Source organism: Pseudoalteromonas sp. SG41-2 (genome assembly GCF_014164535.1).
GTDB lineage: Bacteria > Pseudomonadota > Gammaproteobacteria > Enterobacterales > Alteromonadaceae > Pseudoalteromonas > Pseudoalteromonas rhizosphaerae.
The window spans coordinates 78,428-102,074 of record NZ_JACJFK010000006.1; the positions used below are offsets into that span (position 1 = coordinate 78,428).

A 23,647-nucleotide genomic window follows, 5' to 3' on the forward strand; every position below is an offset into this window, starting at 1 on the left:
ATTATTAATTCTTTTTAATGTGGTTAGTTTGTGGGTTTAATAGCTTGCCAAAACGTTGTGCTAGGGCTGGCAACTCTTTTTCTGTTAACGGGGTTTCTAATTTATGCAGGTAGTTAATACTATGCGGCGTTACACCTAATAAATGCTGACAATTATCAATTTCGACGACCATTAATCGCTCTCGCGCACTTAATGGTAAACTACGCACCACTTTAAATTCGTCGGTATTTGCTAAATTGGGGTTTAGTTTTTTAACCAAAAATGCCAGTACCACAATCAGTACTAGCACCATGATTAAAGACATTACCATTGAGAGTAAGTCGCCCATAGGTGTCGCTGCGGGCAGTGCTGAGCTTGCTGCAGTCGATAAAAAAAGCCAACAGCTCATCGCAGCTTTTTGATCCGTTCAACTTGGCTGATCACGTCAGTGAGGCGGATACCAAATTTATCATTAACTACGACGACTTCACCGTGCGCTATCAATGTACCATTAACTAATACATCCAGTGGTTCACCGGCAACACGATCAAGTTCAACAACTGAACCTTGGTTAAGCTGAAGTAAGTTACGAATATTGATTTTTGAACGCCCAACTTCCATCGAAATAGTTACCGGGATATCTAAAATTGTATCGAGTTTGCGTTTTTCTTCGCCACTCATTTCATGTCTAGTATCACTTAACTCGTCAAGTTCAGTTACTTTGGCACCGTCAGAACTGTCGGTTCCTTCGGCTTCGGCTAAAGCAGCCGCCCATTCGTCCATTGTATCTTGGTCATCACTCATACTATTAAACCTTTTAATTCTCTTACCAGTCTAAATCTACGCCTTCTGAAAGGTGTAGATCATCTTCTAGTTCTGCTAATTCCGCATCTGAATCAAGCTTTTTGCCACCTTTTGTAAAGACATGCAACTCTGATTTGACTGATTCAGGACGTCTAATTTTTTCACTAATTTGCAGCGCAACGTTATCACGAGAACGACCCATTTTCGCCCTAAAGGTCGGCAGCTCTTCGACAAACACCGTTATGTGCTCTGGCATTTCAACAGGAATAATATCCCCAGCCTTAAGCTCCATAATTTGCGCTAAGGTTAAATCAACTTCAAGCAGTTGTGTTGATATTTCAACTTCAACATCCATAATTTCATCACGTAAGGCTTTGCTCCAACGTAAATCGGTATCTTCAGTATCTGATTGCACACCAGCATCGAGTAATTCACGAATAGGTTCAAGCATTGAATACGGCAATGCGATATGGAAATCTCCGCCACCGCCATCCAGCTCAATATGGAATGAACTGATCACTACTACTTCGGTGGGGCTGACGATATTCGCCATTGCTGGATTAACTTCTGAATCAAGATATTCAAAAGACACGTCCATTACCGGCGCCCATGCTTCTTTGTAATCTTCAAAGATTATTTTTAATAGCATTTGTACAATACGGCGCTCAGTAGGCGTAAATTCACGACCTTCTATTTTCGCATGATAGCGACCATCGCCACCAAAAAAGTTATCAACCAAGATAAACACTAACCGTGCTTCCATGGTGATTAATCCAGTACCTTTAAGAGGACGAAAGCGCACCATGTTAAGACTGGTAGGAACAAATAAAGTGTGGATATATTCACCAAACTTTATCATTTGTACGCCATTGATAGAAACCTCAGCAGTGCGGCGCATCATATTAAACAAGCTAATTCGCATGTGTCGAGCAAATCGTTCGTTCACAATCTCCAGAGTCGGCATGCGACCACGAACAATACGATCTTGTGAAGAAAAATCGTATTGTAGCGTATTACCGCTGCCATCATCACCGTCCTGTAGATCCTCCTCTTCGACTTCATCGACACCATGCAACAGGGCATCGATTTCATCTTGGGATAATAAATCGCTCACGCTGACCCCTTATTGCATTACAAAGCCGGTAAACAACACCCGCTCGATTACTTTACTTCCCTCTACGTCCATTAACGCCGCTTGTACTTTATCAAGCGCTGCTACTCGCAGGGTTTCTTTTCCTTCGCTAGTGCCCAGTTCATCTGCGGTGGTGGTTGAAAACACACCAAGCAATGTACCTTCAATTAGTGGAATATGCTTTTTGGCCGTTTCTTCATTCACATCACCGCGCACTAATAATTGCACTTTTATTTGCACAATACGGTCACGACTTGCACCTGGTACGTTAAAAATAAAAGGTCGAGGCATCGCAACATATAAAGCACTGCCAACCTTTGCACCACTGCCACTTACCTCTGCAGTTTCAGTTGCAGGTGCAACCGATTCGTCTGCAAGTGTTTCAGGAGCAGCGTCTGAGCCTGACATCAAGAAAAAGCCAGCGGCACCACCAATTACCAATACCGCAGCAATAATAATTATAATCAGCTTTTTTTTACTTTTACTGCCATCTTCAATTTCTAAATTTGCTTCTTCAGCCATGCCGCTTTCCTTTATGCCTTGATAATAGCGATATTACGAGTGTCACCGCGCACCATCAAGTTATTTATTTTTATAGTCTTATACCTCATATAATAGCAGGTGTTAGGCATAGTAATCTATTGATGATGAAGATTGTTGCCCAGAGCCGCGAATTGGTTGCTGAGTTAATGCAGTTTCCTCTTCATTTTGTTGCTGATTTGCCTGTTGACCACGACCATTTTGTTGTCCGTCACCACCAGTATCACTTTGACTATTCCCCTGCTGGATACTGCTTTCACCCAGTTCAATTCCCTGCTGCGCTAACATTTCCCGTAATCTCGGCATTGATTGCTCAAGGGCTTCTTTGGCTTGCTGATTTTGCACCACAAAGTTAATGTGAGCTTGTTCTGCATCGCTACGAATACGAATTTGCATACTGCCCATTTCTGGCGGATCAAGACGTATTTCAGCTTCTTTATTATTAATGCTTAACAATGCACTCACTCGTTCTTGCAGTAACTTGGCAGCATCACTTTTCATGATATTCAACGCTTGTAACGCAGTTGGATCAATATTTATTTGTCTTGTCTGTGATGTAGGACTCGCTTGCTGAGCATGCATTACTTGCATATCAGCCAAAGCTTGTTGATAACTTTGCTCACTCCCTTCTACAGCCGTGGCTGTTGTAACTGCAGTGGTTAATCCGGTGAGCTGGCCAAACAATTGATTTACACGTGCCAATGTGTTGTCGCGCACAGGGCTTTGCTCTGCTTTAATATTTTCAGCAAATTGCTCGCTTTTTAGAACATTATCTTGTACTGCCAGTTTCACTTCTTGCTCTTTGCTTGCAGCCTTTATAAGTGCATCTTGTGGCGCAGATACTTTATTTGTATCTGATTTAGCGGTGCTGCTATTGGTAGTTGTAGTGCTTGCTAAATTATCTGCCATTGACTGAACCGTCAATTGAGCTTTTGACTCAGTCCTTTTTTCAGTACTCTCTGGCTGGGCTAATTCAGTAATCGCCTTATTGATCTGAGTTAATAAAGCCCCTTTGGGCTGCTCATTGCTCACAAAATTTCGTAATTGCTGGCTTAATGCCTGTTTTTGCATAGGGCTTAACAGCGAAATATCTTTACTTAGTTGAGTTAGCTCTGCGGTGTTAATTGTCGCAACTGCAGTGGTAGGTTTTGCAGCTTCTTTACTATTAAGCGCTACAAATTCAGCCAGCATTTTTTTTAAGTCAGTTATGTTAGCCGGTGATGGATCTTGCTGACGAATGACATCAACCTGAGTTTGCAGCTGTTTTTGCTGCTCCGGTGTTAAGCTCGCCAACAGTGGATTTTCATTTTTTTGCACAGTTGTCGTTGAGTTAAGTAATACCTTGCTGATTTGCTCTAATACAGCACTATTATTACGCTTTGACTGTTCAGCTGCTTTTTCTGATACATCAGTTTGAGAGCTTGAAGCAACACCTTTAACCGCTTCAGCGTCCATTGCTACTTCAGTGGCACTTTTGATTGCTTGTTTAGCGTTAGCAGTAACGTTAGTAACTGCTGCATCTGCACTTAGTGCTGCGCTCTGTTGAGGTTTTCCTTGCTGAGCAAGCATAGCGTCGGAACCTTTAGCTAATACTTCACTGTCTTGTGGTTTACCTTGGCTTGTATTTCCAGCAGCAATTATTTGAGCTGCGTCATTGTCAACTTGCCCGCTTTTTAACGTAGTTGTAGTCGCAACTGCTTGTTGGATTGTTGGCTGCATTGCCATCGCTTTATTTTGCGATGTCTCTTTTGCGACTTGAATATCATCAATAATAGGAGTAACTGCATCATCAGGCGGAGTGTTCCCCTTTAGCTGAAGTTGTTTATCAATTGCCTCTGCCAGCACCTTTTTTTCTGTAAGTAACGATGGTTTTAGCTGTTTATCGACTAATTGTGCAATCGGATCATCAGTAGCAGGAGTCTCTGTATCAATAATAGGCGTAACATCATCAATTGGACGGGCTCCAGTGACTTTAACAAGCGTAGGGTCTATTTTTTCCTCGCTGTATTTCCCCAACTTTGAAAGTAATGAGGAATTTTCGACAGTTGGCGTATTATTTACCCGAGTGTCCATGTTATTAGCCGCCGTTATTTGCGCAAGCATTGCATCACCAGACATCGCATTTTCATCACTGTTGTCAGCAGACGTTTCTTGTGCTTTTTCAGCAACAATTACGGCTTCTGCTGAACGTGCCTCAGCACCCGTTGAATTAACCTTTATAGATGTTTCCGCAGCATTATTGGCACTTTGTAATTGGCTAAAAAAGTCACTATCAGTGCTTTCTTTATCTGCTGCTGCACCACCTTTGGCACTGTCTTTTTTATTTAACTGAACATCCTGCTCAGTTGAGATAAACACTGAAAGATCACTAATAGCCATAATTCACCTAGATTAAAAGTGGCAATTTGCCGCCGCAGTTTGCCAGAATAAATACTTATTACATTAAACAAGCAAATAATATGCCTAAGCTGATTTGAATTAATAAATAACCCTATTTTGGGCAATAGGCTATAAAACGCGACGTCTTTGGTAAAATTGATTTGCGGAAAATTCATCAAGCATTTTTTGTTCATTTTTTTGTGCGATCACATTCGCTTTAAGTTGCTGTTTTTCTATTAACTTAGCAACCGCTTTAGCCTTAATCTGCTGTTTCAGCCATAAACTTTGGCGTTGTGAGACAACTTGTTTAGCAGTACTAACTGTATTCGCTTGTTGACGAATGGCTTCTTCGATTTTGGCAATGAAAGCATGATATTGACTAAACCCGGCGCTACTTAAACCGGACTTTCCTTTTACATGTAATTGCTGAGTATATTCTAAGCGAAAGTTATTCAAGCCTTGCAATTTTTGTTGATTGCCTTGCAAGTTTTGCTGCGCTTGTAAATAATTTATCCGTAAAGCTTCTTCTTTATCATTTTCTATTTTCAGCAATAAACTGAGCTTATTGGTTGCCATTATGCTTGTCCTAATAATTGCGCAAGCCCTTGTAGGCCATCGTCATAGCTGATCACATCCTTCATGCCTTGTTGTAAAAATGCATTCACTCTTGGCATCATATTAATGGCCTGATCAAGCATTTGGTCGGTGCCTTTTTGATAAGCACCTAAAGTAATCATATCTTTATTTTGCTGGAACATTGAATACACTTGTTTTAACACTCGCGCTTGTTGCATATGTGCTTCTGAGACAACTTGTGGCATCACCCGTGAAATCGATTTTTCTATATCAATAGCAGGATAATGACCACTGTCAGCGAGCTCTCTGGATAACACGATATGACCGTCTAAAATGGCTCGCGCCGCATCAGCAATCGGATCTTGCATATCATCCCCTTCACTCAGTACAGTAAAAAACGCTGTGATAGAGCCTTGCCCTTCGCCGCCATTACCAGCACGTTCCACCAGCGCGGGTAGCTTTGCAAACACTGAAGGCGGATAACCTTTAGTCGCTGGTGGTTCACCAACCGCAAGCGCTATTTCGCGCTGCGCCATGGCATAACGCGTTACAGAATCCAGTAGCAATAAAACATTTAAACCTTGATCGCGAAAGTACTCCGCGATAGTTACCGCACTTTCACAGCCTTTTAATCGCATTAATGGTGATGCATCAGCGGGCGCGGCAACTACGACAGAACGTTTACGCCCTTCCACACCGAGTATTTCTTCGATAAATTCTTTTACTTCGCGGCCACGCTCCCCCACTAAACCAACAACTATTACATCCGCTTCTGAGCCTCGGGTCATCATACCCAGTAATACCGACTTACCCACGCCTGAGCCTGCAAATAGCCCCATGCGCTGGCCTTGGCCAACAGTTATCACTGAATTAATAGCGCGTACGCCAACATCCATCGGCTGCGTAATTGGTCGTCGAGATAATGGGTTAATGGAATTTTGTGCAAATTTTAAGTAATGCTCTGCTTTAATAGCTCCAAGCCCATCCAACGGACGCCCTAAGCCATCAACAACACGACCAAGTAAACACATACCAACAGGCAGTCCGGTATCATTTACTTGTGGGATAACTCGCGCACCAGGTAGTACACCAGAAATATGGTCATTTGGCATCAAGTAAAGCGTCTGGTCATTAAAACCAACAATTTCAGCATCAACAAAACCATGCATGGTTTCAATTTTACATTGGCTGCCAACTGGCGCGCGTAATCCTTTCGCCTCTAATGTTAACCCTACAACACGGGTTAAAATTCCCGCAACAGCAGGCGTTGGACTATGAATATGTTTTTGATACTGTTGTAAACGTTCACTTAATGGGCGTGGTTGAGAACTCATTGCAAACCAAAAATAGCGTTAGATACCACTACTATGCAAAAAACTATCCAACGTTTCTTTGACGCGGGTTTTTATAGTCATATCAATAGATGATTGTGGTGTTTTTACTTGGCAACCACCGCGATCTAAAGTCGGCTCTGCAACTAACTGCCAATGGTTTTCAGCTAGTGCAGCTTCACCATAACTATTTTTAACCAGTTCAATGTCTTCAGGGTGTAAATGAATACGCACACTTTGCTGCTCATTGGCTAACGCATCGATACACTGCTTTAAACTTTGCAAAATAATTTCAGGGGAGGTTTTAATTTCTTGATAAACTAACGCTTCGGTTAGCATTACGGTTAACTGTACAAGTTGCTTTTCGGCGTCATCATCGACTTTAGCTAATGGCGCTGACAAACTATCCAACAATGCTTTTAGACCCGTTAGCTGTTCTTCAATCAGTGGTTTTACTTCTTCTTGACCTTGTGTTTTACCAAGCTCAATGCCTTCTTTATAACCGGCTTCTTTTCCCTCACCTACGCCTTTTTCAAAACCATCAATATAACCCTGCTCGTGGCCTTGTTTTAAGCCTTCTTCGTAGGCATCTTGACGAATTCGTTCCAGCTCAGCCATCGTTAACGAAGGCAGCTCAGGCTCTTCGGGCTCTAGTGCTTGTTCACTTTCTTCAAGCTCTTTACGATATAAATCGGCCAGCGGTGTACCAAACGCCGTTGAACGACCATCGAATTTTCGAGTGTCTTGCGTAACATCTGGAATTGGCCAGTTTTCTAATAATTCATCAACTGCTTCACTGGCTCGTAAAGGACGACCTTGATATTGAGTAGGTTTGCTCATGGTTTACAAGAACTCCTCACCACCACCACCACCAAGCATAATTTCACCTGAATCAGCGAGACGACGTGCCGTAGATAAGATCTCTTTTTGCGCGGCTTCAACTTCGCTGATCCGCACAGGTGCCATTGCTTCTAAATCATCAGCAAGCATCTCTGCAGCCCGTTTTGACATATTGCCGAGGATTTTCTCTTTCAATGCATCATCTGTACCTTTGATGGCTTTCATCAGTACATCTTGTTGGACTTCTCGCAAGATAGCTTGAATACCACGATCATCAACATCCATTAAGTTTTCAAATACGAACATTAAATCTTGGATTTGTTGTGACATCTCTTCGTCATGCTCGCGGATTGAATCCATCAACTGACCTTCAATATTGGTATCGAGGTAGTTCATAATATCAGCCGCCGCTTTCAAACCGCCCATTTTCGCAGCTTGCGCACCAGCTTGTCCGGCAAATTGTTTTTCCATGATCTCGTTCAATTCTTGTAAAGCCGCAGGTTGTACTTCTTCAAGGTTGGCGATACGCATGGTTAAATCTAAGCGCACTTTTTCAGGAAACTGCGCTAAAATTTCGGCCGATTGCTCAGGCTCCAAATAAGATAAAACAATCGTTTGAATTTGCGGATGCTCATTGCGAATAATATTGGCAACTTGCTTTGAGTCCATCCATTTCAATGAATCAAGGCCTTTGGCACCGGATCCCATAACAATTTGATCTATGAGGCTTGCCGCTTTATCTTCACCAAGTGCCGCAGTAAGCGCTTTTTTGATAAAATCTTCTGATTGGAAGCCAATCGTACTAAAGCTTTGTATTTGTTCTATAAATAAATTGTGCACGGCACTGATTTTGGCTTGCGATAGATCATCTATCGCCGCCATTGCCATACCCACTTTTTGCACCTGTTTAGGTTCAAGGTGCTTTAATATTTGCGCTGCATCTTCTTCGGATAAGCTTAGCAATAAAATTGCGGCTTTATCTACACCGTCTAATTTATCAACATCAAACGCTGCTGGCAGTTGTTTTTGTTCTTGATCAGTCATCTTCAGTTAACCACGCTTTCACAACTTGTGAGGAGAGTTCTGGCTCATTTGCTACTAAGGCACGAACAGCTTTTAATAAGTCTTCATCGCCATGTAGGTCTGGTAACTGTAGTGTACCATCACTTGAGAAGCCAACCGAAGCAGAATCAAAATCTTTATTTAGCATATCTAGGGTGTTATCACCAATATCTACACCAGAACTAAGCGCATCATCATCATACTCTTCAAGGGTATCATCTGGGTAAATCAAGCGTTTCAGCATAGGTTTAACCACCGCCATGATTAGCACTATAATAACCAATGCGCCAAGCACTAAACGCACAACTTTCATAAACCAGTTTTGTTCCCACAGTGGTACTTCAATAGCTAAGTCCATCGGTTCACGTACAAACGGTACTGTCACTACTTCTAATGCATCACCACGCTGTAAGTCAAAACCCACACCACCTTGCAGTAAACGACGAATATTTGACAGTGCTTCAACTGAGCGAGGCTCCATAGTCGTTTCACCATTTTCACCCACTTTTGCCACATAATCGACTGCCACAGACACACTAATTCGACGAATAACACCACTTTGCTGACGTGTATGGGAAATAGTAGTATCAAGTTCATAGTTACGTGTCGCCTCTTTATGAGTGCGACTGGGTGATGAACCAGAGCCTGCACCACCTTGACCGGCAACTTCAGGAATATTCGAATCCACTGGGGGCTGATTTGTCAGCGCGCCAGGAATACCGATAGCTAACCCGCCGATGTTGTTTTCTTCAAAAGTGGTTTCGCTGCGTACCGCTGGTAAATCAGGGTTGTAGCGTTTTTGAGTTTCTTCAATCGCGCTAAAGTCCATACTTAAATCGACTTGTGCAGTGTAGTTACCCATGCCAATAACTGGCATTAAGATACCATCTATTTTATCTAGATATTCTTGTTCACGTTTACGTTCAATATCGTATTCTTTACGTGAGCGAGCAGCTAACGCACTTTGCGATCCTGAATTAAGTAATCGGCCATTTTGGTCTGTTACAGTTACTCGTGACGGCTCTAAACCTTGCACTGCTGAACCAATAATATCAACAATGGCGTCCACTTCTTCACTACCGAGCATACGACCACGTTTTAAAGTTAATACAACTGTTGCGGATGGTTTTTTCTCACGACGAGCAAAAACATTTTCTTTCGGGATTGCCAATAATACTTTAGCACGCGTGACATTTTGTAGTTCCTCGATCGTGCGCGCAAGTTGTTGTTCACGACCGTGCTTTAAACGTTCACGCTCTAAACGCTGACTAACACCAAAACCCATATCTTGCATGATAATATCAGTACCCGAGTTCGGCGCTTGCTCAATACCTTCGCGGGTCATTAACAATTTAATATTTTGATATTCATTTTCAGGAACAGAAACCACATTGCCATCAAGTTGATAGTCAATTTTTTGTGCATCTAAAAAATCGAGCGTTTGAATTAGCTCTTCCGTTGGCATTTTTCCAAGTGGACGCATATCTGGTTGACGTGCCCAAATAATCACAAAAATAGCGATCGCTAAACAAATCGCTAATGCAATAATTAAAGTGACCTGACGTAATACATCAACGCCGTTTAATGCACTTAAATAGCCTGACTTTTGTTCTTGTTGATCGTCATTATCAGTTTGGTCGATACCGCCGCCGGCCAAAGCAAGATCTGTTGATTGATTAGATTGCGCCACAATAATTCTCCACTACCTAGTTAAACAGGCATGTTCATGATTTCTTTATAGGCTTCTACAAGTTTGTTACGAACTTGTACAGTGGCTTCAAAGGCAACCGATGATTTTTGTGATGCGATCATCGCATCCGCTAATGACACATTTCGGTCGCCCATTTCAACCGCTACGACTTTTTGTTTTGCATCAGCTTGAAGGCCATTCACGGTATTGAGTGCATCACTTAACAAATCGCCAAATTGGGCGCTCGAAGTAGGCTGCGCCTGCGTCGGTAATTTGTTTACTTGATTACTACGACCAGCTTCGAGAGCCATAGATTGCATTTCTTGAAATAATGCGCTGTTTTGAATTTTCATAATTGTCTCTGACGATGCAGTTTACTAATAACTTAATAAAGCACAAAGCATGCCAACTAATAAATTAATTAATATCAATAGCTTGAGATGTGTTTTTGTTGTCAGAGTTTTGACAAGTTTACGCCCAGCAAGGCTGAGCGTAAATTAAATAGTGAAGGAAAACAAAAATTATAGAGGCTTAAGCAGGTAAGGTGATCCCCAAATCACGCATTTGTGCCAATTTATAACGTAATGTTCGTGGGCTGATCCCTAATGTTTCAGCTACATCTTTACGCTTGCCTTGACAACGATTTAGGGTCTCTAAAATAATTCTATGCTCTTTATCTTTAAGTTCATCTTTGTAACTTCCCGAATCCAAGCTTGGTAATTCTTCACGCAGCTGATTGCGTTCTGCTGTCGCTTTTATTGCTGGCGCTTGCAGATCATAATAAGCATCATTAGTTGGTGAACTTGTAACCGCCGAAGTAGTGTTTTCTGGTGCTGAATTAACCGGCACTAAACTTGCTGATAAAGCCGCAGTTAGAGGAGTCTGGGTTAAATTTTCAATAAAAATAGCACTTTCGTCAATCATATCACCGTGGCGTAATATCAACGCACGCTGGATCACATTATCCAGTTCACGCACATTACCTGGCCAAGTATGAGCTAATAATTTTTTCTCTGCCGGTTCGCTAAGTACAGCGATAGGCTCTTTGCTTTTATTGAGATGACGTTCAATTAAATGCTTTGCCAACACGACAATATCGCCTGGACGTTGACAAAGTGGACGCCACATCAACGGAAATACATTTAACCGATAATATAAATCTTCTCTAAACTGGTGCTTAGCCACAGCCTCTTTTAAATCACGGTTACTGGTAGCCAAAATACGCACATCTAGCTTAATAGTTTTGCGACCACCTAAACGTTCAACTTCGCGTTCTTGTAATACACGTAGTAACTTAGCCTGTAGGCCTAAATCCATCTCAGTGATTTCATCAAGTAAAATTGTGCCACCTTGTGCTTGCTCAAATTTACCCGGACAAGCTTGAATCGCACCAGTAAACGCGCCTTTCTCGTAGCCAAATAATGTAGCTTCGAGCATATTTTCAGGGATCGCAGCACAGTTTATTGCGACGAATGGCTGCTCTGCGCGATCTGATTTATCATGGATAAAGCGTGCGAGTACTTCTTTACCTGAGCCACTAGGACCAAGCACCATCACACTGGCATCCGATTTAGCAACCCGACTTGCAAGTTCTAATAGCTGAATGCTACTCGGATCGGCGACAATCGGGCCATCAGTTTCTTTTTCTGGCTCAGGTAGATAGCGGCTTACCATATTAAGTAGCACTTCGGGCGCAAACGGTTTGGCCATATAGTCAATTGCCCCTAACCGCATAGCCTCAACAGCATCATCAATAGTCGCATACGCTGTCATCATTAAAACCGGTAGATCAGGGTAATTAAGATTTATGCTGCGCAGTAAATCAAGACCACTCATCGCGCCCATTTGCACATCGCTCACGACCAGCGAAAAGCTGTCTTTTTTAAGTAGCACCATAGCTTGCTCAGCACTGTCAGCCGCAACGCAATCTATTCCAGACATTTCAAGCGTATCAATCAAGGCTTCACGAAGCCCTGCATCATCTTCAACCACTAAAATCGTGTTGTTCATATTGCCTCCGCCGATGTTGACTTTGTACAAATAGGTAACAGTAAACTAAAGCAGGCTCCGCCTTGAGCATTGTTCGTTACTGCAACTCGTCCTTGGTGTGCATTTGCGACTGAACTAACTACCGCTAAGCCTAAACCTGTGCCTTGGCTTCGGGTAGTAAAAAATGGTTCAAATAATTTATCAAGTAAGCTTAAATCGACCCCAGGGCCATTATCACTTACAGTAATACACACTAGCTCGGGGTCACTCGCATCCCGCTGCGCACTTAATTGAACGAGTGCATTACTGCCAATGACTTGAATACTATTGTGAATAAGGTTTTGAATGGCACTGGCAAGCGCAGTTTTATTGCCCATTATCTCGATATCAGGCTCAGGTAAACTGACCTGAAGTTCACTATTATTAAGTGCGACCATAGCATCAGCGCCAGTTTTCACTTCAGTTAATAATTGCTGCATGGAAACATGTTCAACAACTTGCTGATCGCCACTTTTTGCGAACAACAACATATCGTTTACTTGGGTTTCGAGATCTTTTAAACGCGACATTAACTTAGTATGAAAATTGCCTCGCGAGCTTTCGGGTAACCGCTTTGAACCTAAATTAGCGGCATACAAAATCGCAGCAGACAGTGGTGTTCGCACTTGATGTGCCAAAGATGCCACCATTTTACCCAATGCACTTAAACGCTGCATATGTGCAACGCGTGTTTGTAGACGACGCGTTTCGGTTAAGTCAGTCATTAAGATTAATTGCCCTGGCTCTGGCGCTAATGCCGTTATTTCTAACTTAATTAAGCGTCCATCTTTTAGCGATACTTCATGGCCATCATCTTGTTGGGGCCGAAACGAGCGCTGGATCACACTGAACCACTTTTCACCTTCGAGTGGCTCCCCTAGCATGTCTGTTGCAATTTGATTAGCTTTAGCGATCAAACCGCGACCATCAAGCACCACAACACCCGCAGGCATTGTATCTACTAAATGACTTAACCAACTGGCTTGCTGGCGTAATTCACTTAACTCACCAATGTACTCTTCTTGCAGTAAACATGGGTTATACTGGGTCGCTGTGATAAATTGTGGTTTTAAGACATTAGCTAAGGCCATAATGCATTCTCGTTTACAGGATCTAACTAGCTAAATGCACAAATTGTACCAACAATTATATTGATTAATTTCATTTGCTTAGCGTATAAATAACGCGACAAAAAAATGACAAACTAAAATAAGCAAAGCAAGGAGACACTATGAATTCAACAAATTTATGTCGCTGCCCTTGGCTCGATACCAGTAAAGATGACTATGTTGCCTATCACGATGATGAATGGGGGATCCCAGTATATGATGACCAAACACTTTTTGAATTTATTACTCTGGAATCAGCACAAGCAGGATTAAGTTGGTATACGATTTTAAAGAAACGTGATGGCTATCGTCGTGCATTTTTGGATTTTGATGTAGAAAAAGTCGCACAAATGAACGAGCACGATGTTGAACGATTAATGCTTGATGAAACAATTATACGTAATCGTTTAAAAATTGTAGCAACTATAAATAACGCCAAACGTTTTATTGAAATTCAGCAAGAATTTGGCAGCTTCAGTAACTATCAATGGCAGTTTGTAGGTGGTAAGCCGTTAGTGAATGAGTTAGATAAACTTAGTGACTACCCTGCAATCACAGAGGCCTCAACTGCATTTGCAAAAGATTTAAAAAAACGGGGATTTAAGTTTTTAGGTCCAACCACAGTGTACGCCCATATGCAGGCCTGTGGTATGGTGAATGATCACAGTAATGATTGTTTTCGTAAAGCTGAGATTATTGAAAAATACTAGGTGTTAAGAGCTAGAAAAGTGACTAGGCGCTAGGATCCTAAATCTAGCGTCTAGGAATTAATGGCTGAAGCCATTTCCTACAAATGCTTAACCCACATATAAGCAGGCTTCAGCCACGAAAGATTTATATATATTTTTATCTGCTCATTTGATCTCATTCACTTCTCTTTGTGCAAAAGACCTTTAAATGATTGATCCACCACAGAGAACTCCGAGTTCAAAGAGGAAGGGATTAGGGTCCTAGCCCTTCAGCTCCGTGTAGCGCGCAGCGCCTCGGTGGTAAAAATTAAGTAACTATTTGCAAGCACCGAAATGGTAGGTAGTGCTTTAGCGCGTCAATGAACTTATCACCGTAAACGACGACCACACTCTGTAATTACTGATATTGCGAAGTAAAATATTAGCAACTTAGCACGTGTTAATCTCGTGATAGGTTATATTTTTTCATTTTTTCAACTAAGGTTGTGCGGCGTACACCCAAGATCTCCGCAGCACGCGCTACGACATAATCATAACGCTCTAAGGCCTGAGTGATCAGGCTAATTTCCAGCTCAGCTAAATAATCTTTTAGCTCAATCCCTTCGTCGGGTAAAAGGTCTGCTGATGGCTGAATTGCTTCAACTTCTGGCTCATCGTCGTAATCACTAAAACCAGTACTGAAAATATCATTGAAAGCATCACGCTCCATAAGCTCTTCGGGATATTGTGGTTCATAAGCATCAACTTCAATATAACGATATTTTGCTGGTAGATCGGGAATATCAACCACTTTATCTGGCAACATGATCACCATACGCTCAACTAAGTTCGCTAACTCGCGAATATTCCCCGGCCATGTGTGCTCTTTTAAACTATCAATTGCCCGCTCAGTAAACTTAGCGGTAGTACCACTTTGCTCATTAATACGGCGCATTAACTCTTTTAATAATAATGGAATATCATCAGCACGTTCTGCAAGAGATGGGTTTTCGATAGGAAAAACATTGAGTCGATAATATAGATCTTCGCGGAAACTTCCTTGATCTATCATTTGTTCAAGATCACGGTGTGTAGCAGCAATCACCCGTACATCGGCTTGAATTGGTTTTGTACCACCAACCCGCTCATAGCTGCGCTCTTGTAACACTCGCAATAACTTTACTTGCATTTGCAGCGGCATATCGCCAATTTCATCTAAAAACAGCGTCCCCCCTTGAGCAAGTTCAAAGCGGCCCTTGCGCGCTGAAATAGCACCGGTGAACGCGCCTTTTTCATGACCAAACAACTCACTTTCTAACAGCTCCGCAGGTATAGCCCCACAGTTAACGGGTACAAATGGCCCTGTATTACGTTTTGATAGTAAATGAACATTACGAGCAACCACTTCTTTACCAGTACCTGATTCGCCTAAAATTAATACGTTGGCGTCCGTTTTAGCAACTTGTTCAATTAAAAAGCGTACATCTTTAACCGCTTCAGTTTCACCAACTAAGCCATCAAAGGTTTTGTGCGGTTTTGCGTGTTTATGCTCATTTGGCAACATCCGTTGATACTGTTGGCAATCATGCAGTAATTGAGTCGTTACATCATGGTTAAAAGGTTCACAGATAAGGCCAACTACATTGGCAATGCTCAACAGTGGTTTAAGGGTTTCACCAATTAATAGAAATGGTATTGTTGGATGGCGCTTGATCACGCTTTCATGATCTAAGCTTTGCAATGCACCGAGGATCACCATACATGATTGCTTTTGGTATTTTTCACATTCTTGTTCAAGGCTTGCATCGTCAAGCAGTTGCACTGCCTCACCAATAAAGGTAAGCGCAGCATGTAAACCAATCGCACGATTATTATTATTGTCTAAAATCAAGATCATTATTTAGCGAACCACAGTTACTACAAGCTATTAATAATTTAAATTGTAAGCGAGTTTGACAGGGATGCAAGCACAAAGCGGCAGTTTTTTGACATAGATGCCAAAAAACAGACACTAAGCTAATTGCAAGTAATACTTAAGAATTACTGTTTTATCATAGCCGTTATAATAACCCTAAAATAGATTCAGCCGATTGGTTAGCTTGGCCACGCAGTGCTATTGACGCTTGAGCTAAAATATCATTTGATACCTGCTGTGAAACCGCCTGAGCATAATCGGTATCTTGAATTCGACTTTGGCTCGCGGCAATATTTTCTTGCTGAGTACCCAGGCCTTTAATAGTGCTAGCCAATGTATTTTGAAAAGCACCAAGTTCAGCACGCTGGGCGTTAATTTCGTCCGCCGCTTGGTCACTAATATCAATTGCAGCTTGTGCACCTGCTTGAGTAGAAATATCAATTGTTGATATTACTGATGCAAAACTACCATCCGAAGGAGTAACCGTTTGATTTGCATTCGCATCTGGACCAACTTGAAACGACACCGACTGACCATCAAACAAAGGTTTACCTGCAAAATTGGCATTTTCAAACGTCTCTGTAATCTGACTTTGTAATTGCACCACTTCTTCTTGCAAAGCAGCACGGTCATTATCATTTAATGCGCCATTACCTGCTTGAATAGATAATTCACGAATACGCGAGACAGCATCGTTGACACCCGACAAGTTTGACTCGGTCGCTTGCGAATAAGAAATACCATCATAGGCATTATTCACCGCTTGGCTGTAACCGTCTTGCTGGGAGGTTAACCGATCTATAATTTGCAATGCCGCGGCATCATCTGCCGCAGAGTTGACTTTTTTACCCGTAGCAAGTTGCTCTGCAAGCTTGTTACTGGTTTGCTGTGTTTGGTTTAAAAAACTAGTTGCTGGTGATTGAATTTTCATAACAGGCTCCGACACGCTGATTGGTTAAATTATAGCTTAATTTGCCAAATTTTGCACTTTGTACCATTGTTTAATTAAATTAACTTGGCATCGTGCTTGCTAACCTACTCTGTTAATAGGTAAAGTACTGAGCAGTGTATTAAATTTCACTTTTTGCGTATTTAATTTTTTACTATAACTACGCCAATGATAAATAACTTGGGTAAAACTATGTTCGATAACAAAACAATTTTAATTACCGGTGGTACCGGATCATTCGGTAAAAAATACGTAAAAACGTTACTTGAGCGATACAAGCCAAAAAAAATAATTATTTTCTCTCGTGATGAGTTAAAACAATTTGAAATGCAGCAAGACTTTGATCAACCATGTATGCGTTACTTTATCGGTGATGTACGCGACAAAGACCGCTTACGCCGTGCAATGCGTGGAGTAAATTACGTTATTCATGCTGCAGCTCTTAAACAGGTCCCTGCCGCAGAATATAACCCGATGGAATGCATCAAAACTAACATTAATGGTGCTGAAAATGTCATTGATGCTGCCTTAGACAATAATGTTGAAAAAGTCATTGCGCTTTCTACTGATAAAGCAGCCAACCCAATTAATTTATATGGTGCGACAAAATTAGCATCCGATAAATTGTTTGTTGCCGCTAATAATATTGCCGGTGGTAATCGCACCACATTTTCAGTTGTTCGCTACGGTAATGTAGTCTGCTCGCGCGGTTCAGTAGTGCCTATTTTCCAAAAGTTTATTGATCAAGGCCGCGACCATATCCCTATCACCCATGAAGAAATGACCCGCTTTTGGATCAGCCTTCAGCAAGGTGTTGATTTCGTTTTAACTAACTTTGAGAGGATGTTAGGGGGAGAAATTTTTGTTCCCAAGATCCCATCAATTCGTATTACTGATTTAGCAACAGCAATGGCACCAAACCTGCCACAAAAAAATATCGGTATTCGCCCGGGCGAAAAATTACATGAGGTGATGTGCCCTTCTGATTTGTGTTTTGATACCTACGAATTTGATGATCATTTTGTGATTGCACCTGGCATTAAATTTAGTAGTCGCAGCAATAATTTTGATACAAATGCATTAAATGAGTGCGGTAGGAAAGTTGAGATCGGATTTGAATATAGTTCTTTAAGTAACCCCCACTTCTTAACGATAGAAGAAATAGCAGCTTTTAATATTCAGGCACTTTTATGATCCCATATGGAAAGCAATCTATTGACCAAGCAGATATTGATGCGGTACTCAATGTCTTACAATCTGACTGGCTCACGCAAGGTCCTAAAGTACCCGCATTTGAAGCTGGCATTGCTAGTTACTGTAAAGTAAAGCATGGCATTGCAGTAAATAGTGCAACATCGGCGTTACATATCGCATGCCTAGCATTAGGCGTTGGAGAAAACGATATAGTCTGGACATCTCCTATTTCTTTTGTAGCATCAAGTAATTGCGCACTTTATTGTGGTGCTAAGATTGACTTTGTTGATATTGACTTAGATACCGGCAACATGTCGATTAAGGAACTTGAGCAGAAGCTGATCCTAGCAGAAAAAAATAACTGCTTACCTAAAGTTGTAATACCGGTACACTTGGCGGGTCAATCATGTAATATGCAAGCCATTCATCAGCTCGCTACTAAATATGATTTTAAAATTATCGAAGATGCCTCTCACGCCATTGGTGCTAAATATTTAGATAAGCCTGTTGGTAATTGTGAGTTTTCAGATATTTGCGTATTCAGCTTTCATCCTGTGAAAATCATCACGTCAGCTGAAGGCGGTATGGCGGTTACAAATGATGATAATTTAGCAAAGCGTTTAAAAAGATTAAGAAGCCATGGGATCACATCAGATGAAAGTGAAATGACCGATGCAAGCCATGGGCCTTGGTACTATCAGCAAATCGAGCTTGGCTTTAATTATCGAATGACTGATTTACACGCAGCGTTAGGGCTTAGCCAACTAAGTAAAGTTGACGAATTTATTAAGCAGCGACATCACCTTGCTAAAATATATGATACACATCTTAATTTAAATTTGGTTCGTCCATTGCAACAAATTGATACCTGTTATTCCGCTTATCACTTGTACATAATTCAACTTAATAATAGCGATGCAACTCGTCATAAAAACGCTGTAACTCAGCTTCGAGCAGTAGGGATCATTGGCCACGTTCATTATATTCCAATACATTTACAGCCATACTATCAAGCTCTAGGCTTTAAGGCTGGTGATTTCCCTAATGCTGAAAAATATTATCAAGGTGCTATCACCCTTCCTCTTCATCCATCGTTGAAAGAGCAAGAAGTGCATTTTATACTGAACACTCTACAGCAAATCTTAAATTAAAGTTTTCAACCTTTTTGACGATATAAACATATTATTTAATGAACCTTGAGGCAACTATGTTACAAACTCACCCGACTTTCAAACTTGCTTTTATTGGCGGGGGTAACACGTCAGCTGTTGGCTATGTACACTTTTGCGCAGCTCACATGGATCATAAATTTCAAGTTGTTGCCGGTGCCTTTTGTCGTAATCAAGAAAATAATCAAGCTACAGGTATTCATTGGGGGATCCCAGCAGAATGTGTTTACGCAGATTGGAAAGAAATGGTCGAAGCTGAAAAGGGTCACATTGATGCTTTTGTAGTGCTCACTCCAACACCGCATCATTTAGAAGTTTTACAGTATTTATTCGAAAAAAAATTACCCGTAATCTGTGAAAAAGCGATGGTTTGTGGACCACGAGAAATTGCAATTCTTCGCCCTTATTATGATCCAAAGAAACAATTTTTAGCTGTTACTTTTAACTACAGTGGCTATGCAATGGTACGTGAGTTAAAGCATTTAATAAATTCAGGAAAGCTGGGAACAATTCAAAAAATTCATTTAGAAATGCCGCAAGAAGGCTTTCGCCGCCCCCCCGATATCGCGGGAAAAACATCACAACCGCAGGCGTGGCGTCTGCGAGATGCTGAAGTACCAACCATTTGCTTAGATTTAGGTGTTCACCTTCATCACCTAAGTAGCTTTTTATTGAGTGAGGAACCAACTCACACATTAGCCGAATTTAGTAACCACTCTCAATATGCTAATTTAGTCGATGACGTACAAATGCTAGTAAAGTATGCCAGTGGCGTCAAAGGCAGCATGTGGATGTCAAAAACGGCTATTGGTCATCGTAACGGTTTACAGATCAGAGTGTATGGAGATACCGGAAGTGCTAAATGGTTACAGCTCAACCCCGATGAGTTAGAACTAAATTTTAATGATGGTAGGCGAGAGATATTAGACCGAGCGGGTCAGTGCGACTACGCCCACCAATTTAGATATAACCGCATGAAACCAGGCCACCCCACTGGTTTTGTAGAAGCATTTGCAAACTTATACAGCGACATCGCTGAAGATTTACAATGTTTTCAACTAGGGCAAGAAAATAACCAACCATACGTATTTGGTTTAGAACACGCCGCAGATGGCTTAAAGTTATTTGCTGCTGCTAAACGTTCGACACAAACACTTGGCTGGGAAAGCGTGTAATACGCTTAATTACAACTCTCTAGATATGCCTGCTTGATACTCGGTTTATGGATTTTACCCATTTCGGTTTTTGGCAGTCTTTTCATCTCAAACAAAATTCGCGGTTGCTGATAGTCAGTAAGTTCTTTGAATAAATGCATTTGCAACTGCATTTTTGCATTCACTGGCGCAGTATCATTACAAACAAAAGATAATAAAATGACTTCTCCAAATTTATCATCACTTACTCCAAAAGCCGCACACTCAGCAATCCAAGGTAAGTAATTAGTTACCAACTCAATATCGCTCGGGTAAACATTGATCCCGCCCGATTTAATAACTTCTTTTGTTCGACCAACATAATAAAGATAATTATCATCATCCAAATAACCAAGGTCACCAGTAAAAAAATAACCATCACTGTCGTAACTCTGCGCAGTTTGCTCTGGTAAGTTATAATATTGTGCAAACGCAGTTGGTGAGCGACAAGCTATTTCACCGATATTACCATTAGACAAAGTATTACGTTCAGCATCACATATTTTTATTTTCAGATTTGGTAAAGGCTTACCTACACTATTGATCGGTACATTCGGCTCGGTTATATCAAAATCACTGATCACCCCCATTTCTGATGCCCCATAACATTCATGAAAACGGCAATTCAAGGCTAATAACAGTGACTTTTTGTCGTCGCTTTCAAGCGTTGCAGAAGATGATACAACACACTTCAAGCTTGTTAACTGCGCTTTTGCTAACTCTGGGATCAAGGCCTTTAGTTGACTTGAAACAGCAAATAAAAAACTAATTTTATGAGTATTGATTGCATCAAGCCAAGCATTAACTGAAAACTTGGGTAAAATAACTACACTTGCGCCCAACATTAGTGGCATCAGTAAAGAGCGCTGTGCAAGTGAATGATATAAAGGTGTTGAAACCAACACAACATCGCTTTTATCTAATTGGTAATACTGAGCCGTCGCATCAAATGCGCGAACAATTTTAGTCGCTTGAGTAAATACTATTGGCTTAGGTTGACCAGTAGAACCTGAAGTCATGGTAAGAATATAAGGTAAATTGATATTTTCTACTGGAAACTCATCATATTGCGCCGTGGATGCAGACATTACATTGACCAAATCAATCAAGTTATCACTATTGCCACCTATCGTAATTATATTGTCGGTAGCTAAAACATCATTATTAACAAGTTGTTCAGCCACACTTATCCATGCTATAGCATACTCGCAATCAGCTACTTGTAACGCTTTTGATAAAGCCTGTCCTTTAAGAGTTAGTGGTAATGGCGCAAGCGCAATACCCAGTTTAGCCGCAGCTAATAAACAATATGTAAACTCGAGGTTATTTGGACAAAATAACGCAACTTTATGTCCTTGCTTAATTCCTAACTGAGTCAGGCCAGCAGCTAAAGAATCAACCTTATTTATTAGTTGTTGGTAGTTAATTTGGGTCTGTTGATATATACACGCAATTTTCTCAGGTTGAGTAACCGTATGTGATTGAACAAGCTGGTATATATTTTTATTGTGCATTTGGGTCCCACATTACAAAATTAAACTGCTCATCGGCCAAAGGAAATAACTGTTGCGTTACTTTATATTCTTTTGAATGTATTGGTATTGCCACAAATCCCATATAGCTATTTAGCAAATTTACAAATTTGTTGTCTTTGTGGATCACCGCAAGCCAAATAGCATTGGGATGACTCGCTTTACAAAACTCAAGTTGCCATTGTAAGGCGATCATAGCTATGGGCAAGGAAAGATCTTGATTACAAGAAAACCAGCCGCCATATAAATACTTATCTTTATATAAATTATGCCAGATATACAAACTTTGAGATTGCCTACTGCCTTCTCGCTCTGTAATCACAAAGTTAAAACGTGATTGATTAAACCACCATAAATAATGTTCCAATGGCTTAATAGCATTCTGCACAGTCATTCTCACGCTATTGCTAGGTAAGTTTCTAGCCGATAAATAACTATTTATATGGGTATCATCAACTTGGCAAACAACCAAATTATCTGTTAATTCAGTCTTTACTTCGCAGTGCTGCTCAGCAATAGCAAAACAATTTGTTGATATCTTCTCACCGACAAGAGCTTTAGCTATTCGCCGTGCCCCCTCGCCATCAACCGATACTTTTCTTTTGGCTACCAGCAATTGTAATCTTGGTAATTGACTAAGAGCGATATCAATTAACTCTCCTAATCGCAAAAAATCATCAATAGAAACATCATTAATATGGAGGTAGTGACCTAACCACTCCAAGATATCAATATCATTAGTCTGGTTATCCTCAAGAGAAAAAGTAATCGCTGGTGTTTTAGTCGCAGCACATTCATAAAAAGAGGTGCCTAATGCACCCACAAAAAGTGAGGCTCTTTCATAATACTCTTTCAGGCAAGTTACATTCTCTAAAATATTAATATTTGGAAACTCTTGCCCAATAGCATACATAGTATCTTTATTCGTTGCATAGGGACCTACCACTATATCAAAAAGAACATTTGCTTGAATGGCTCTTGGTAATCCATCAAAGATTCTTTTTAGAATAAAAAGATCACCACCGCCACCTAATGAAAATAAAACTCGAACGGGAAGATCTGACTCCGAAGAGTGCTTTTCAACGGTACGATATGTGGGATCTAAAATACAATAATTCGGGCCTAAAAGACGAACGCAATCAGTCGGTACTAGCGATTCATAACGGCTCTTTGTATTCGGTCCTACCCATTTATAATCAATCAAAAAATCGCAAGTATGTTGTCGCTCGTTATCATCAATAACGGTTAAGGTAAAACCGGATTTCTTTATCAACTGCTCGTATTCATGCGGTAAAGTATAACTATCAACTATTAAATGCGATAAACTATTCTGATGCATATAATTAATTGTTAAAAGTGCGTCCTCTTCATAATTTTGCCAATGAACATCAGCCACTTTAAAATCTGCATACAGCGTTTGGCTAAACTGACATAAATCATCAAGAATTATGTGGACACCTAATTGATGCTGTTTTAATGCAGAAGCCAAATGTTTCATTCGCATTAAATGACCAATGCCATTGTCTTGCTTATTAGTGATACGAATTGCAAACATAA

21 protein-coding genes are annotated in these 23,647 nt (G+C 40.9%); 4 read left to right on the top strand and 17 right to left on the bottom strand.

The genetic code is table 11. The features are described 5' to 3' along the window. Window positions 1-4 precede the first annotated feature (4 nt). From fliO to H5186_RS06750, 13 genes are all read right to left on the bottom strand, one after another. A complete protein-coding gene (gene fliO / locus H5186_RS06690) occupies window positions 5-388 on the bottom strand; it encodes a flagellar biosynthetic protein FliO (protein WP_182794257.1) in 384 nt (127 codons plus the stop codon). After that, the gene (gene fliN, locus H5186_RS06695) at window positions 385-783 is read right to left on the bottom strand and encodes a flagellar motor switch protein FliN (protein ID WP_149981486.1); all 399 of its coding nucleotides are present in this window, start codon (window positions 781-783) and stop codon (window positions 385-387) included. The genes fliO and fliN overlap by 4 nt, the downstream gene beginning before the upstream one ends. A gap of 22 nt (window positions 784-805) precedes the next feature. Then, window positions 806-1,897: a flagellar motor switch protein FliM gene (gene fliM, locus H5186_RS06700; protein WP_149981487.1), complete on the bottom strand. Its 1,092-nt coding sequence runs from the start codon at window positions 1,895-1,897 to the stop codon at window positions 806-808. A gap of 9 nt (window positions 1,898-1,906) precedes the next feature. Beyond that, a complete protein-coding gene (fliL, locus tag H5186_RS06705) occupies window positions 1,907-2,437 on the bottom strand; it encodes a flagellar basal body-associated protein FliL (protein WP_149981489.1) in 531 nt (176 codons plus the stop codon). A gap of 102 nt (window positions 2,438-2,539) precedes the next feature. After that, window positions 2,540-4,834: a flagellar hook-length control protein FliK gene (locus H5186_RS06710; protein WP_182794258.1), complete on the bottom strand. Its 2,295-nt coding sequence runs from the start codon at window positions 4,832-4,834 to the stop codon at window positions 2,540-2,542. A gap of 129 nt (window positions 4,835-4,963) precedes the next feature. After that, window positions 4,964-5,410: a flagellar export protein FliJ gene (gene fliJ, locus H5186_RS06715; RefSeq protein WP_149981493.1), complete on the bottom strand. Its 447-nt coding sequence runs from the start codon at window positions 5,408-5,410 to the stop codon at window positions 4,964-4,966. Next, the gene (gene fliI / locus H5186_RS06720) at window positions 5,410-6,744 is read right to left on the bottom strand and encodes a flagellar protein export ATPase FliI (RefSeq protein ID WP_145239400.1); all 1,335 of its coding nucleotides are present in this window, start codon (window positions 6,742-6,744) and stop codon (window positions 5,410-5,412) included. The genes fliJ and fliI overlap by 1 nt, the downstream gene beginning before the upstream one ends. Before the next feature lie 18 nt (window positions 6,745-6,762). Next, complete coding sequence (gene fliH / locus H5186_RS06725) at window positions 6,763-7,581, bottom strand: flagellar assembly protein FliH (RefSeq protein WP_145239404.1); 819 nt, start codon at window positions 7,579-7,581, stop codon at window positions 6,763-6,765. A gap of 3 nt (window positions 7,582-7,584) precedes the next feature. Further along, complete coding sequence (gene fliG / locus H5186_RS06730) at window positions 7,585-8,625, bottom strand: flagellar motor switch protein FliG (RefSeq protein WP_145239407.1); 1,041 nt, start codon at window positions 8,623-8,625, stop codon at window positions 7,585-7,587. Then, window positions 8,618-10,333: a flagellar basal-body MS-ring/collar protein FliF gene (gene fliF, locus H5186_RS06735; protein WP_182718183.1), complete on the bottom strand. Its 1,716-nt coding sequence runs from the start codon at window positions 10,331-10,333 to the stop codon at window positions 8,618-8,620. Before fliF ends, fliG begins: the two co-directional genes overlap by 8 nt. A gap of 20 nt (window positions 10,334-10,353) precedes the next feature. Next, window positions 10,354-10,686 (bottom strand): flagellar hook-basal body complex protein FliE, encoded by a 333-nt coding sequence (gene fliE, locus H5186_RS06740; RefSeq protein ID WP_145239413.1) that lies wholly within the window; start codon window positions 10,684-10,686, stop codon window positions 10,354-10,356. A gap of 178 nt (window positions 10,687-10,864) precedes the next feature. Beyond that, a complete protein-coding gene (locus H5186_RS06745; RefSeq protein ID WP_182718184.1) occupies window positions 10,865-12,343 on the bottom strand; it encodes a sigma-54 dependent transcriptional regulator in 1,479 nt (492 codons plus the stop codon). Continuing rightward, a complete protein-coding gene (locus H5186_RS06750; RefSeq protein WP_182739663.1) occupies window positions 12,340-13,452 on the bottom strand; it encodes a PAS domain-containing sensor histidine kinase in 1,113 nt (370 codons plus the stop codon). The genes H5186_RS06745 and H5186_RS06750 overlap by 4 nt, the downstream gene beginning before the upstream one ends. A 140-nt stretch (window positions 13,453-13,592) precedes the next feature. On the opposite strand from H5186_RS06750, the gene H5186_RS06755 reads away from it, so the two are divergent. Then, on the top strand, window positions 13,593-14,180 hold the full coding sequence (locus tag H5186_RS06755) for a DNA-3-methyladenine glycosylase I (RefSeq protein WP_145239421.1): 588 nt from the start codon (window positions 13,593-13,595) through the stop codon (window positions 14,178-14,180). 418 nt (window positions 14,181-14,598) lie between these two features. Here H5186_RS06755 and H5186_RS06760 read toward each other — a convergent pair whose 3' ends face one another. Beyond that, complete coding sequence (locus tag H5186_RS06760; protein ID WP_182794259.1) at window positions 14,599-16,035, bottom strand: sigma-54 dependent transcriptional regulator; 1,437 nt, start codon at window positions 16,033-16,035, stop codon at window positions 14,599-14,601. Between the two features lie 163 nt (window positions 16,036-16,198). Further along, window positions 16,199-16,984 (bottom strand): flagellin, encoded by a 786-nt coding sequence (locus H5186_RS06765; RefSeq protein WP_149981504.1) that lies wholly within the window; start codon window positions 16,982-16,984, stop codon window positions 16,199-16,201. A 210-nt stretch (window positions 16,985-17,194) separates the two neighbouring features. On the opposite strand from H5186_RS06765, the gene pseB reads away from it, so the two are divergent. The 3 genes from pseB to H5186_RS06780 are packed head-to-tail and all read left to right on the top strand — an operon-like array spanning window position 17,195 to window position 20,540. Beyond that, window positions 17,195-18,196, top strand: a complete 1,002-nt coding sequence (gene pseB / locus H5186_RS06770) for a UDP-N-acetylglucosamine 4,6-dehydratase (inverting) (protein WP_149981506.1) — start codon at window positions 17,195-17,197, stop codon at window positions 18,194-18,196. Beyond that, window positions 18,193-19,347 (top strand): UDP-4-amino-4,6-dideoxy-N-acetyl-beta-L-altrosamine transaminase, encoded by a 1,155-nt coding sequence (gene pseC, locus H5186_RS06775; RefSeq protein ID WP_182718186.1) that lies wholly within the window; start codon window positions 18,193-18,195, stop codon window positions 19,345-19,347. The genes pseB and pseC overlap by 4 nt, the downstream gene beginning before the upstream one ends. Before the next feature lie 56 nt (window positions 19,348-19,403). Beyond that, complete coding sequence (locus tag H5186_RS06780) at window positions 19,404-20,540, top strand: Gfo/Idh/MocA family protein (protein ID WP_182794260.1); 1,137 nt, start codon at window positions 19,404-19,406, stop codon at window positions 20,538-20,540. A gap of 5 nt (window positions 20,541-20,545) precedes the next feature. Here the strand turns inward: H5186_RS06780 and H5186_RS06785 are convergent, their stop codons facing one another. Together H5186_RS06785 and H5186_RS06790 are read right to left on the bottom strand one after the other, a co-directional pair. Beyond that, window positions 20,546-22,072, bottom strand: coding sequence for a class I adenylate-forming enzyme family protein (locus tag H5186_RS06785; protein WP_182718188.1), 1,527 nt, complete (start codon window positions 22,070-22,072; stop codon window positions 20,546-20,548). After that, on the bottom strand, window positions 22,062-23,645 hold the full coding sequence (locus tag H5186_RS06790) for a hypothetical protein (protein ID WP_182718189.1): 1,584 nt from the start codon (window positions 23,643-23,645) through the stop codon (window positions 22,062-22,064). The genes H5186_RS06785 and H5186_RS06790 overlap by 11 nt, the downstream gene beginning before the upstream one ends. Between the last annotated feature and the right edge of the window lie 2 nt (window positions 23,646-23,647).